Here is a 13,519-nt window from a genome sequence, read left to right as displayed (position 1 = left end):
CTTGTGTCGATATGGTTGTGCTATTCTTCAACCCTTCGATACAATTCCAGAAAGATAGAGCAAGTAGTTTGCCTGGAATCACTCAGGGTGACAATGTATTGAAACTACCTAAGAACCAAGGGTTACTTAGAGTGACAGTGTGGTGAAACTACGTAAATACTGAGAAACTCGGGATGGCAGAAAGGATTTTTATGTATTTAATGAAGATTCTTCGGCTTTTTCCTCAATACTGCAATAACTTTTTCCAGTAACCAAAACAAAACTAAAGTCAGTGATCTTCTTTTTGAATTGGTTTTAAGTATGAGAAACCTAAGGGGAGTACACGAGTCGGCGGTAGCCGACTCGTGTGCTTCTTATTGATTGGATAAAGACAATTTAATGATAAAATTTATTATGTTGTTCTCTTATTGAGAGTATATTGAGATTGGTTTTCATCATCAAAAATAGTGTCTATAAAAATGGTAGCGAGGGAAGGATTCGAACCTTCGACCTTCGGGTTATGAGCCCGACGAGCTACCAGACTGCTCCACCTCGCATCATAAGTGTAAAAATAATACTTCTCTTGAGAAGTCAAGAGAAATCAAAATTTGATGTCAAAGAGGGAAATAAGCCGGGTTCTGTATTCTGTTTAATAAACAGAACAATGTCTATTTGTCTGAACCGGATATTACTATTCCCCTTAAGGAGATTTGGTTTCCCAAACCGGTTTTAGCTGCTCACCCGAGAACAAAGTATGCCGGGCAGACATACGGCACGAGGCACTGTTCTCCTATTTAGCATTGCACCGAATAAGGCATTCCTGGCATATATTGTCACCAATATATCCGGTAGTCTCTTACACTACCATTTCACCCTTACCCTTCACCATTTTAGCATTTCAAGTTATCATCGTAAACAATCACCAACAAAGTTAAAATAGTGAAGGGCGGTTTGTTTCTGTGGAGCTAGCTCTCCGTCACCAGAGCTTCCCGTTAGGAAGTATCCCGCCCTTTGGTGCCCGGACTTTCCTCTCCCCTATTTCAGGGAAGCAGACATTTATCCCACTTTGACATCTAAAAACAATATATAGTTATTCTTCCTTATTGGCAAGTTCTTTATCAACGATCATTCTGCCGCAACTTTCACAACTTATGATGGAATCTTTTCTGTTGATATCGATCAGTAACTGTGGTCTGACACTGAAACCGCAACCACCGCATCCATTGTTAGTATTAAGAAAGACCACTGCCTTGCGATTTTTATTTTTTATAAGTGAGCCGTAGCGGCTGACAATATTGGTTGGTAAGGTTTTGGCAATTTCGTTTCTTTTAGCTCTGGTCTGTTCAATTTCTTTATCAACTGCAATAATTTTCTTTCGCAAGATATCTTCGTTTTTGTTTAATTCTCCTTCGGCAGCTTCTAATTCATTCTTCTTCACTTCTAACAGTTTCTTAAGCTCCTCTTCCTGATCTATCATCTCTAAGATCTGATCATCAATAGCCGAATTCTTTTCTTTTAAGCCGTCTATTTCGTTGTTTAACGCCTTGTATTCTTTATTGGTCTTGATCATGGAAAGCTGAGTTTCATACTTATTCATCTGCTCTTTATTTTCTTCTTGTTCCAATTCCAACTTATCGCGATCCATAAGATTGGTGTTGAGCTCTTTTTTGAAATCTTCAAAATTCTTTTTCGCACTTGAAACGTTCTTCTCCAACTCTTCCAATTGCATCGGTAATCTCTTTTTCAATACTTCTTTTTCACCGATTATATCATCATACCGTTGCATACGGATCAATGCGATCAGTATTTTCACCATCTTACTACTCCCTGAACAATAAACTAATATCCAATGCTTTTGCTGAATGGGTGATAAAACCTGCAGAGATATATTGTACACCGGTTTCAGCATATTTTTTGATATTAGTGAGATTAACACCGCCTGAAACTTCTAATTCAACCTTCCCGCCAAAGAGGGCAACTGCTTTACAGATGCTCTTGAGAGACATATTGTCGAGCATAATCCTGTCCACCCGACAGTTATAGGCTTCCCGAAGTTCTTGCAGATTCTTTACTTCTACTTCGATTTTATAATTTAAATTGTGTTTGCGAACTTGATTAACCGCTTTGGTTATAGAACCGGCTGCCTGAATATGATTATCTTTAAGCATTATCATATCATAGAGCCCGAACCGATGATTATAGCCACCACCAATTTTAACGGCGTATTTTTCTAATTCTCGTAATAATGGGGTAGTTTTACGAGTGTCTAAGAGCTTGGTATTATAGGGTTTGAGAATATCAACCATCTCTCTGGTTATTGTTGCTATACCGCTCAATCTTTGGATAAAATTCAGGGCTACTCTTTCACCGGCTAAAATTGCTCTCGTGGAACCGTTAAATTTAATTATCTCATCACCCTTACGGAGTTTATCCCCATCTCTTTTATAAGCAACCCAAGTGATGTTGGGATCGAGTTTACGAAATACTTCAATAGCTACATCTAAACCGGCTAAAATTCCCTTCTCTTTAGCTATTAAAAAAGCGATTGATTTGTTGTTGTCTAAATTGAGATAATTGCTTGTTATGTCACCTGTGCCGAGATCTTCTTGTAACGCCTTTTCAATAAGCCAGTCAATCTTCATACCTTAGACCGCCTTTGATAACGCTAAGCCAAGCAAGATGTTAACCCGGTTTTTGAAGACAAAAAAAGCATTTACCTTTTGGTAAATGCTTAATGCTTTATTTTTATCAAAACCAATTTGATCAGTAAATCTTTTATCACCTTCCAAATTCATCAATTACTTCCTCGAATTTCAGAAAAATATTTTGAGTCCATTTGTCAATAACTTTTTAAATATTGCCCGATTTATAGATAGTCTTTCCAACCCATCTTTTCGATCATAGCAACGACATCTTTTACTTTTTCAGAACTCTCCTTTTTGGTGATCAATAGTACATCGGGAGTGTCAATCACTACTAAGTTATCTGTATCAATCATCGCTACGAGTTTTTTGGCGTAAACATAATTACCGCTGCTTTTGATAACAATATTCGGACTTTTGATGGCATTGCCGTTCTTGTCTTTTTCTGCCAGATCGGAGACAGCTCTCCAACTGCCGACATCATTCCAGTGATAATTAACAGGAATTACAACTCTCTTTTCTGCCTTTTCCATGATAGCTATATCTACCGGTGTCTTGGGCATTTGGATATACTTGCTGCTTATATCGGCATCTAATCCTTTTTCATCCCATAGTTTCTCTATGCCCTGTAATAATTTATACATCTCGGGAGCATGAAGGCGATATTCTTCTAAAATGTCTCCGACACGCCACATAAACATTCCACTGTTCCAGAGATAATTCCCTGCACTGAGGAAAGATTTGGCGGTTGCAAAATCAGGTTTTTCTTTGAAATTAGTAATCTTGTGAACACCTTTTGTTATTGCCTTTCCTGCTTCGATGTATCCATATCCGGTAGCCGGATAATCCGGTTTGATACCGAAAGTCACCAGATTACCCTCTTTCGCAGCCTTCTCTGCAACCTTGATGCTTTTTTGAAAGATGTCCTCTTCGACAATTATATGATCAGAAGGGAGAACAAACATGATCTTATTTTCTGAGTATTTACGCTTTAAGTAGGCGGCACTTAAAGCGATACAGGGTGCTGTATTTCTTCCCACCGGCTCTATGATCAGATTTTCTTCCGGCAGATTGGGAATATTATCGTGGATAAGAGGACGTTGTGATTCTGTTGAAACTATATAGATGCTCTCCAAACCAATGATAGGAAAGAGCCGTTCAACAGTTTTCTGAATCATCGTCTTGTCCGAAAACAACTGTAAATATTGCTTGGGTGTTATCTCCCTGCTTAAAGGCCAAAATCTGGTTCCAGAACCTCCTGCCATAATGACACCAATCATATTATCCTCCAAATTTCTATATTAACTTATACTTATTTATCTCAATCGAGAGTATTTTCCTGGGGAATATTGATACGATTGTCTATTATTGTGTAATCTTTATCCGGTGTGACATTAAAAACACTCATATCAAAACGCTGGTTAACTCTCTCGTCATGAAAATTAAAATCAACTCTATTTTTGTTATGATCTTCATAACTAACACCGACTATAATAAAATCGCTGCGTCTGATGATCATTTCTGCTCTGGCTGTATAAAGATCATCTTCAGGGATCATCACTATCTTATAGGTATCCTCATTATCAACAATCAATTCCTTTGCCGATTGGTTCCAATACAGGTCAATGATATCATTCGGCTTGAACAAGCCGCCGGTATGTTCCATATCGGTGATGATCATTGTTCTTTCTACCTCATTGATCAGATATAGCGTTTCATCAAGAATCATCTTCTGTCCCGGTGGAGAACTAAAGATGATCGCCATCTTTTGATTTGCTATATAGATCTCCCCTTGTGATTCCATGAGACGATCCTGAATTTTCCAGTAATTCGTTTGAGTAAAACTGGCTGCAAAGTATTCAATAGTATCATACTTAGCGGTTAACTGCTGATAGACTTCATCAATAGTAATCGCAGATGATAGACCATAACTAACTACAAAAATCAACAATAATAAGATGAACCTGTTATTCGATACCATAAGCATCCAAAACCTCCTGTGTGGCAGTGACTTCACGTGATTTACTGCCGGCATATTTACCGATTATTTTCGCTCTTTCCAGCATATCGATCAATCTGCCGGCTCTGGCATAACCGATCTTGAAATGACGCTGTAACATTGATACAGAAGCCGTATCTGCAGAAACAACCAGCTTAGCTGCTTCAATAAATAACTCGTCATCATAGTCAACTAATTCTACACCCTCTTCACTTTCAGTAATTATCTCTATCTTCTGTTCCGGTTTAGGTTGTGTACGGAGATATTCTATTAAATGCTCTATGTCACTATCCGAGACAAAAGCCCCGTGAATCCGTTCTGCCTGCCCCTTGGTGGGCGGAATAAAGAGCATATCTCCCTTACCGAGCAGAGTTTCTGCACCATTCATATCAAGAATAACCCGTGAATCTATTTTCTGAGCAACCTGAAATGCTATTCGAGACGGGAAATTGGCTTTGATCAGACCAGTGATGATCTTGATCGAAGGTCTTTGTGTAGCTAAAACGAGATGGATTCCTATCGCTCTCGCTAACTGGGCTAACCGTGTTATCGGTATTTCTATATCTCTTCCGGACCGCATGATCAAATCGGCAAACTCATCAATGATTATCACAATATAGGGTAAGGTCTCTTCAAAGGGCTTTTCTTCGTTGCTAACAAGTTCTTTGATCTTTTTATTATAGCCGTTAATGTCACGGACATTATAATGCTGTAATAGTTCATAACGGCGTTCCATTTCCTTTACTGCCCAATTAAGAACTATTAATGCCTCTTCTGAATCGGAAACAACGTCCTGTATCAAATGAGGTATCCCCTCATACCCCGATAATTCTATCCTTTTGGGATCTATCAAGACAAGCCGTAACTCTTCGGGTGTAGAGCGGAAAAGCAAACTACAGATAATAGAATTAATGCAAACACTCTTACCCGATCCTGTTGCTCCGGCAATAAGCAGATGGGGCATTCCTGCCAGATCAGCTATTACCGGTGTTCCTACTATATCCTTACCGAGTGCAAAAGCCAACTTACTTGGATTCCTGACCATCTGCTCCGCTAACATGATATCTTTGAGATAGATCACTTCCCGTTCTTTATTGGGAACCTCTATTCCGATCAATCCTCTGCCCGGTATCGGTGCTTGCACTCTGATAGAACGCGATTTTATCGCTAAAGAGAGATCATCTGCCAAGGCCTGAAAACGACTAACCTTGACGTGTGGAGCAGGTTTTAATTCATACTGAGTGATTATCGGTCCGATATTGACATTAACCACCTCAGCTTCGACACCAAATTGAGCCAGTTTTTCTATCAATATGCGGCTTGTAGTGGTGATGATCGCTTCCATCTCATCACGATCGCGTACCAGAACCTTTGCCGAACTGGTTAGAAATTCCTCGATACTCGGTTTCTGATATTCTTCCTGATTCATCTCTTCTGGAGGTATTTCGATTCTCTTTCTACTTTTCTTATCCTTTCTTGTCTTTTTTAATGCTTCGTCTATATTAAGATCTTCGTCACTAAGATCATCTAATATTCCGTTATGATCATCATTATACTCTACGTGATCTGTTATAGTCGGGGCTATTTTTTTATCCTGTTTTATTTTTCCGGCTTCCCCTTTTTCCTCTTGCTCAATTTTAGCAGCACGGGCAGTTTTGAGAGCTTCTTTATCCTGTTTTTTAGGCATTTTCTTGAGTGTTAAGAAATCAAAGATACTAACAAAAGCTCTTCCTAACCAGCGGAGGAAAACCATCACTAAATTAGTTCCTAAGATAGTTATCAAAAAACCGATTAGTAAAGCTATAGATATTATCGCAGTTCCTGTGTTACTGAATATCCTAAAAAGAACATCATAAGCTGTTTCAACTATTACTCCACTCTTAGTGATAAAAGCTTGTTCTCCTGTTAAGAGGGAAATATTTAAGAAGAATCCGAGAAAGATGATAGAAAAAGCTTTGATACTGTATTCACGTTTGTAGGGAAAGAAAATCCTGACCAACCCGATCAAGAAAACAGAGATGATAATAAAATAAGATAATAGCTGACCAGTGAGAAAGAAGAACCAAAACCCGAAAAATGCCCCAAATGGTCCAATCAAATTATCAACGCGTTCAAAGTTTAAGGTTATGATATCAAAGAATGATGTACCGGAATGGGTTAAGATACTATAATCGCTTTCCAACCCTTCCTCTCCCGGTATAATCGATAAAAAGAAAAGCAGAGCCATAATGGCGAGAAAAACGCCACTATAAATATTCCCAAAATAACTTCTTTTCTTATAATTCTTCATACAAACACCCTGTTACCTGTCTAAACACTAAATCTGATAAATAATACATCACCATCATTTACTATGTAACTTTTACCTTCAACGCGGATCTTACCTTTCTCTTTTAATGCCTTCTCAGAACCATACTCAATCAGATCGTTGTAATGAAAACACTCTGCTCTGATAAAGCCCCGCTCCATATCAGAATGGATCTTTCCTGCTGCTTCCTGAGCATTATCACCCTTTGTGATAGTCCATGATCTGACCTCTTTGTTGCTTACCGTGAAAAAACTGATGTATCCGAGTACCCTATATGCCATTTGTATGATCTTGTCTCTGGCTAAAACACTGATGCCCATTTCGTAGAGAAACAGTTCTGCGTCGTCTGGCTCCAGACTAAGCAATTCCATCTCAAATTTCCCTGCTATGTCGATCGCCTCGTAGCCCATCTGGTGAAATTGCTCAAGTAAGTTGGTATTCTTTCCCAATCTGTTCTCATCAGAGTTTATGATTATCATCACCTGCTTGATTGTCAATAACTGAAATCCTCTGATTACTTTCTCTTCTTCTGGAAGTAGTTCAGCGGTTCTCAATGGTTTCTCTGCGTTTAAGATATTGACGACCTTTTCTAATACTTTCTCTTCATATTGGTTTTCTGCTGATCTGACTCCCCTTTGCAAATTCAATCTGACTTTATCTAAACGCTTCTCGGCAACCTGCATATCATTGATCAGCATCTCGCTTTCTATCTCTTGCAACTCTTTTAAAGGATCCGGCTCTCCTATTGACTGGTTAAGTACCTGATCATCAAAATTGCGTAAAACTAAGCAGAGTGCATCTAATTGCTTCATCTGAGGTGAATCAAATCTCATTTTTTGGGTTTCTTCTTCATCTCCCGGAAAATCAATAACTTCTATGATAGAATAGGTTGTTTTCTGGGGTTTATAGAGCTCCGATAAAGTTGTTACTCTCGGATCCAGTACTTCCACTACAGCAATGTTAGGTTCATTCTTATGAAAATAACCTGTCTGGGCATTAAAACCTGTTAAAACGTTGAAGACCGTTGTCTTGCCTCTGTTTGGTAGTCCGATCAATCCTAATTGCATCTTATTCTAACTTTCCTTCATCTCTAAAATTCTATTAGACCTTTCTCTTACGAATGCCTGAAGTGGTTCGTCTTTTATTATCTTTCATTTCCGGTTTGTTCCGGTCACCAGTAGTAGCATCTCTCTTGAATCTCTTGTCTGAAAATGTTCCTTTCTTTCCTTGATAACCTGCTTTGTCCCTGTAAGATGATTTCTCAGTATAACTCTTATCTCTATCCCGATATGACTCTCTACCTTTTCTGTTGGCTTTTCTATCATCATCTCTACGGTTATCAATTCTGTCTCTATCCCGTCGTTCTCGTGAAAATGGAGCATAACCATCTGGTCTTTTACCTTGTTTTGCTTCTGAGCTCTTAGGATAACTTTTTTCAGTTCGTTCTTTAGTATATGAGGGTTTCCGATACTCTCTCTCTTTTGCTTCTCGAGAGCTAAGTGTAGTTTTTCTAGTTCCACTTCTCTTCTTTTGTTTGTCCGGTTGCTCTTCTTCTAAGATGGAACGTATTTCCCGCGGTTTTAGAGGTCTAAACATACCTGTGGGGAGATCATCTAACTTTATTCCGGCAATCTGTAGCCGCTTCAAGCTTATTACTTTATATCCCAATGTTTCTAACATCTTACGGATCTGTCTGTTCTTGCCTTCATATATAGTAAATCTCAGTATCGTTGAGTTGGCATCGCTCTTCTTGATAAAGACTCTTGCCGGTAACGTCTTTTCACCGTCAATGATCATTCCTTCCTGTAATTTACGGAGGTCTTCATTTCTGATCATACCTTTGACTTCGACCTTGTATATTTTCGATAATTTATAACGTGGATGCATGATCTTATCAGCAAAATCACCATCATTCGTTAAAAGTAATAACCCTTCAGAATCCTTATCAAGTCTGCCGACAGAAAAGAGATTAACATCGAATTTGGGTAAAATATCAAAGATTGTCTGCCTTTTATATTCATCACTTTTGGTTACGATATAACCTCGAGGTTTATTGAGGGCTAAGTATAGCATCTTCTCACTGGGAGTAACAACCTTGTTTTCATAAGTCACTACATCAATTCCCACATTGATATCAGTTGCTAAGTCTTTACAAAGTTTTTGATTAACGAAGATCTTCCCCTCAGTGATCAGATCTTCTACTTCGCGTCTCGAACCAAGACTACATTTTGCCAAATATCTGTTTATTCTCATCTCTGCTTACCATGCCTCTAAACTATTGCGGATTATTATTCTAAATAACTCCTGATATATTTCATTCCTTGCCTCTTCTTCATTCTGCCACTTCACAGCTACAGTTGTCTGAGGAGTATATCTCTCTGTTATAGTTAAATTTCTGCTTTCCCAGATTACTTCATTGCGGATCAGATCGGTAAAAGTTATTGCTATTACTAATCTTACCTGATACTCTTCAATAGTCTGATCTATATTATATCCATAAATTGTATTGGTGTAATCAATTATACGCCCCTCAATCTGACTGTCAGGATTATCATAAGCAATACGTAATCTGCCGTCCTGTTGAAACGAGGCGATTATCGAATTTCTTAACTCCTCTTCCAGATAGAGTTCTAAGGTCTCATTCTCAAAAGGGATTAGCATCACATCTCTAAGATGGGGATACTGATTCATCCGAAGAGAATAAGTACATCCGGAGAGGATTAATAAAATGGCTATAATGCCTTTAATATACGGTAATTTCATATTTTCAAGTCACCTCACGACCTTTTTATGTCAAGAAATAATACTGATATACTTGACAAAAAGAAATGGTTTTTTAAATATCTGCTTCAATCCAAAACTACGGAGGTTGTCGGGATGAAAAAAAATCTGCTCACTGTTAATGAGACTGCTAAATTACTGAAAGTTAGCCCTAATGTGATAAAAGAAATGATCAATGATAATGTCTTTAAAGCAGTTAAATCAGGTAACACACAAAAGATAAATAAAAGTGATATAGATGAATGGTTGGCAAAATTGAATGAAAGTGAAGAACAGATGCTGGCTCTGAAAAGAACTGTTTGTAGATTCCAAGATTATTTTCTGCCGGAATACATCAATATGAACTTCGAAGCGGATAATAAATACGAAGCTATAGCAAAGATGTCCATCATGGCTAAAGAACTGAAAATCGTACGCGATCAAAGATGGCTTTATGAAGTTGTCGTTGCTCGTGAAGAATTGGTTTCAACTGCTGTAGGTAAAGGGGTTGCCTTATTGCATCCCAGACACCATCACCCCTCTAAAATTAAGAAACCTTCCATTCTGTTCGGGAGATGTGAACAGGGCGTAGAGTTCGATGCACCTGATAATGAATCTGTAACCCTTTTCTTTATGCTACTGCTACACAATGATAAGCAACATCTCTTCTCTCTTTCCTATATCTCCAAGTTTATCATGAAAGATGAGAATTTACAGGCACTTAAGAATGCTAAAAATCCGGAAGAAGTAGTTAACTTATTGACCCTTCATAAATAACATATCAAAAACTCCGATTACATTTTCGATATAAGGTGCATAACTCTTTAGAATCTATAATATTATAGTCCCAAAAACAAACATATATGAGGAAAAAATGCAGAAGTTAGTTAGAGTGATATTAGGCAGCAAGTCCGATATGGCAATTGGCGAAGATATAAAAACTTATCTCGAAAAATTTGCTATCCCCTATGACTTTTATGTTTCATCAGCTCATCGTAATCCTGAAGCAACTATGAAGTTAGCTCATAATGCTCATCAAGAAGGAATTAAAGTGATCATAGCAGTAGCCGGTATGGCAGCCCATCTACCAGGTGTAGTAGCAGCTCATACTCCTCTGCCTGTTATTGGAGTTCCGGTAAAGGGCAATAGCTTGTCGGGTGAAGATGCTCTCTATTCTATAGTTCAGATGCCGGTAGGTGTTCCGGTCGCAACAGTAGCTATTAATGGTGGTAAAAACGCCGCTATTCTTGCCTGCCAGATTTTGGGTTCGAGTGATGATAATTACTTGAAGAAAATGTTGGAATTCAAATCAGAGTTGGCAAACGGCTGATGTTTCACGTGAAACATTCTGCTTTATAACATAAGAAAAGGGCTGATTAGATCAGCCCTTTTCTATCTATTCTTATTGCCTATTCTATACCTTTGATATCAAATAACGGCATTAGGTATAATCCCCTCTCATTCTCCCACTTATCATGCATCTCTTTATATTCCATCAGTAACTCTACTTCTTCCGGTAGTTTGATTAAGCTCTGTGGCTTAAAGAATACTCCGCTTCTTTGGATATTCAAGGAGAATCCACTGAAACTGTAGGAATAGTCCTTTAACTCAAGTTCTTTGTAGCCAACTAATCCTTTCATTATCTCTATCGCTTCTTTCATTCCACCTAATTCATCAATTAAACCGAGTTCTTTTGCTCTTTTGCCAGACCATACTCTCCCTTGTGCTATTTGATGTACTTGATCATAACTCATTCCTCTTCCTTCGGCTACAGCATTGACAAACTGATCATAGCTCTCCATTATATAGCTTCTTAATAGCAAAACTTCTTCCTCTTCTATGGGACGGTAAAGGGCAAGCAGATCCGAATGCTCTCCTCTCTTGAGTGAAGACCATCTGATGGCTATTTTATTAAATAAGCGATTAAAGTTTGGTATTAATCCGGTCACTCCAATAGAACCGGTCACTGTTGTAGGTTCGGCAACTATCTTGTCGGCATAAGCTGAGATATAATAACCACCTGATGCAGCTGCTCCACCCATTGAAACTACTAGCGGTTTGCCTTCTTCTCGACATTTTTTAACCTCTCTCGCTATTAGATCGGAAGCATAAGCAGATCCACCACCACTGTTAACCCTCAAAATAATACCTTTTACACTCTTATCTTCTCTGGCTTTTTTGATCTGTTCTGCCGTTGTTTTGCCACCTATTCTTCTGCCAGGTGCACCTTTACTCATTACAATATCACCCGTAGCATAAATCACGGCTATAGTGGCTTTTGGTGTTTCTGACCATGTAAGATTCATTTTTTCGTTTGGGAACTCTTTCGTTACCTTTGGATTAGCATACAGGTTTTTTAGTTCATCTTCCAGTTCATCTTCATAGATTATCTTGTCGATCAAACCAACTTCTAAAGCATTATGTGCCGACAGGTAAGGTCCATTATCAATTAAGTCATCAATATTCGATTTTATCTTGCTGCCTCTCCCCTCTTCAATTAAGATGGTCAGGTATTGATAATAGTCGTCTAACAGATCATTATAAGTTGCCTTTTCTGCTTCGGTCATTTCCGATTCGGTGAAGATATTCAAACCAGTTTTAAAATCATGACTCCGTAAATCGTGTATATCAATACCGAGCTTATCTAACATATCAGATAAATACGGTATAGCAATCGAGAAACCTATCAAGTTAACAGCACCATTCGGGTTTAGATATATTGCATCGGCTATCGAAGCAAAGAAAGCATAATGAAGATTTCCGTAGTTATCACTATAAACAACGATCTTCTTCCCTTTTTCTTTGAAATCGAGTAGTTCCCTGCGAAGTTCCAGCATGTTAGCATAATTGGTGTTTAGTTGAGGATTCTTGAACACAATACCCTGTATCGAATCATCTTCTTTTAAGACTCTGATCCTCTCTATTGTCCTCTTCATTGTTTCTTGATTCTTGACCATCAAAAAGGGACCAAACCTACTTCTCTCTTTCTCATCTACTATCTCTCTTCTCATTGTATATTCATAGAGATTATCACGTTTGATGGGAAAAGGTAATGAACGATGATCCTTTTTCGCTAGAAAGATGTAGTATTTTCCACCGGTGTAATCATTATTCTCATCAAAATTAACTGCTGATCCTACTCTTGATCTTTTCATAGCTAAGGAAAAGTTGATACCTATCGTTTCGCTTTCCAAATTATAAGCGCCGGAAATTTTTATTCCGTTGATCAACTCTGTTTCCAAACCTATTGTCGGTTTATCCCATGATAATTCTCTTCTCTCTGCATCTCTTTTCTCGGTATAGCTAATATCACCGGTGAGGATTATCCTGTCGCCCCAATAACCTGTTCCCCACAACGGTCTGATCCCTATACCGGTATGATAACCAGGATACTTGCGATTGATATTCTTGGCATTCAATCCTAAGCTCAGCAAATTATGCGGTCTGTATAAAGCAGAGATAGAATAATCGGCATCTTTAATGTCACTATTAAGCCAATATGTATCTCCACCGAGATAGATATTTCGGAATAGCTGGGTAGATGTTGATAGGCGATAATTATTACTACTTCCGACTTTTCCGTAAACAAAAGCAAAACTATCCCAATTGAAGAAGATGCGATATCTTCCTTCTAAGCCATCTTCATCAAAGAAATCTTCAAAGGCAATCCCTGCTGCATTACCATACATCAGTGCTGCCGGATTTATTTCAGATGCAGTATAGTCATCAGCAGTTGCTACAGATCCGGTCTGGGCAGTAAGTACATTTGCTGATAACAGAATGACTAATACTAAGCCAATCAATACGTTAGTTCTTAATTTCATAAACTCT

The 13,519-nt window shown here is 38.3% G+C and carries 12 protein-coding genes, 1 tRNA gene and 1 other RNA gene; 2 read left to right on the top strand and 12 right to left on the bottom strand.

Annotation, left to right across the window (positions count from 1 at the left end; all coding sequences use genetic code 11):
- Positions 1-459: 459 nt before the first annotated feature.
- From K0B81_02385 to K0B81_02335, 11 genes are all read right to left on the bottom strand, one after another.
- Positions 460-536, bottom strand: a tRNA-Met gene (locus K0B81_02385).
- 54 nt (positions 537-590) lie between these two features.
- An RNA gene (rnpB, locus tag K0B81_02380) (RNase P RNA component class A) lies at positions 591-1,048 on the bottom strand.
- A gap of 21 nt (positions 1,049-1,069) precedes the next feature.
- Positions 1,070-1,795, bottom strand: coding sequence for a hypothetical protein (locus K0B81_02375; GenBank protein ID MBW6515447.1), 726 nt, complete (start codon positions 1,793-1,795; stop codon positions 1,070-1,072).
- Between the two features lie 4 nt (positions 1,796-1,799).
- Positions 1,800-2,621: a carboxylating nicotinate-nucleotide diphosphorylase gene (gene nadC, locus K0B81_02370; protein ID MBW6515446.1), complete on the bottom strand. Its 822-nt coding sequence runs from the start codon at positions 2,619-2,621 to the stop codon at positions 1,800-1,802.
- Between the two features lie 3 nt (positions 2,622-2,624).
- Complete coding sequence (locus tag K0B81_02365) at positions 2,625-2,774, bottom strand: hypothetical protein (protein MBW6515445.1); 150 nt, start codon at positions 2,772-2,774, stop codon at positions 2,625-2,627.
- A 71-nt stretch (positions 2,775-2,845) separates the two neighbouring features.
- The gene (locus K0B81_02360; protein MBW6515444.1) at positions 2,846-3,901 is read right to left on the bottom strand and encodes an NTP transferase domain-containing protein; all 1,056 of its coding nucleotides are present in this window, start codon (positions 3,899-3,901) and stop codon (positions 2,846-2,848) included.
- Between the two features lie 41 nt (positions 3,902-3,942).
- Positions 3,943-4,608, bottom strand: coding sequence for a hypothetical protein (locus K0B81_02355; protein MBW6515443.1), 666 nt, complete (start codon positions 4,606-4,608; stop codon positions 3,943-3,945).
- Positions 4,589-6,910, bottom strand: coding sequence for a cell division protein FtsK (locus K0B81_02350; GenBank protein ID MBW6515442.1), 2,322 nt, complete (start codon positions 6,908-6,910; stop codon positions 4,589-4,591). The genes K0B81_02355 and K0B81_02350 overlap by 20 nt, the downstream gene beginning before the upstream one ends.
- Positions 6,911-6,930: 20 nt before the next feature.
- Positions 6,931-7,995, bottom strand: a complete 1,065-nt coding sequence (locus tag K0B81_02345) for a YchF family ATPase (protein MBW6515441.1) — start codon at positions 7,993-7,995, stop codon at positions 6,931-6,933.
- 34 nt (positions 7,996-8,029) lie between these two features.
- A complete protein-coding gene (locus tag K0B81_02340) occupies positions 8,030-9,181 on the bottom strand; it encodes an rRNA pseudouridine synthase (protein MBW6515440.1) in 1,152 nt (383 codons plus the stop codon).
- A gap of 6 nt (positions 9,182-9,187) precedes the next feature.
- Complete coding sequence (locus K0B81_02335) at positions 9,188-9,691, bottom strand: hypothetical protein (protein ID MBW6515439.1); 504 nt, start codon at positions 9,689-9,691, stop codon at positions 9,188-9,190.
- 114 nt (positions 9,692-9,805) lie between these two features.
- Between K0B81_02335 and K0B81_02330 the strand changes: the two genes are divergently transcribed.
- Positions 9,806-10,465 (top strand): PTS sugar transporter subunit IIA, encoded by a 660-nt coding sequence (locus K0B81_02330; GenBank protein MBW6515438.1) that lies wholly within the window; start codon positions 9,806-9,808, stop codon positions 10,463-10,465.
- A gap of 97 nt (positions 10,466-10,562) precedes the next feature.
- Positions 10,563-11,018, top strand: a complete 456-nt coding sequence (gene purE, locus K0B81_02325) for a 5-(carboxyamino)imidazole ribonucleotide mutase (protein ID MBW6515437.1) — start codon at positions 10,563-10,565, stop codon at positions 11,016-11,018.
- A gap of 79 nt (positions 11,019-11,097) precedes the next feature.
- Here purE and sppA read toward each other — a convergent pair whose 3' ends face one another.
- Entirely contained in the window at positions 11,098-13,512 is a 2,415-nt protein-coding gene (sppA, locus tag K0B81_02320) for a signal peptide peptidase SppA (GenBank protein MBW6515436.1), read from the bottom strand.
- Between the last annotated feature and the right edge of the window lie 7 nt (positions 13,513-13,519).

This window comes from Candidatus Cloacimonadota bacterium (genome assembly GCA_019429305.1).
Classification (GTDB): domain Bacteria; phylum Cloacimonadota; class Cloacimonadia; order Cloacimonadales; family JAJBBL01; genus JAHYIR01.
Note: the sequence above shows the minus strand (reverse complement) of the source record. Positions and strands in the feature narration are given on the sequence as shown.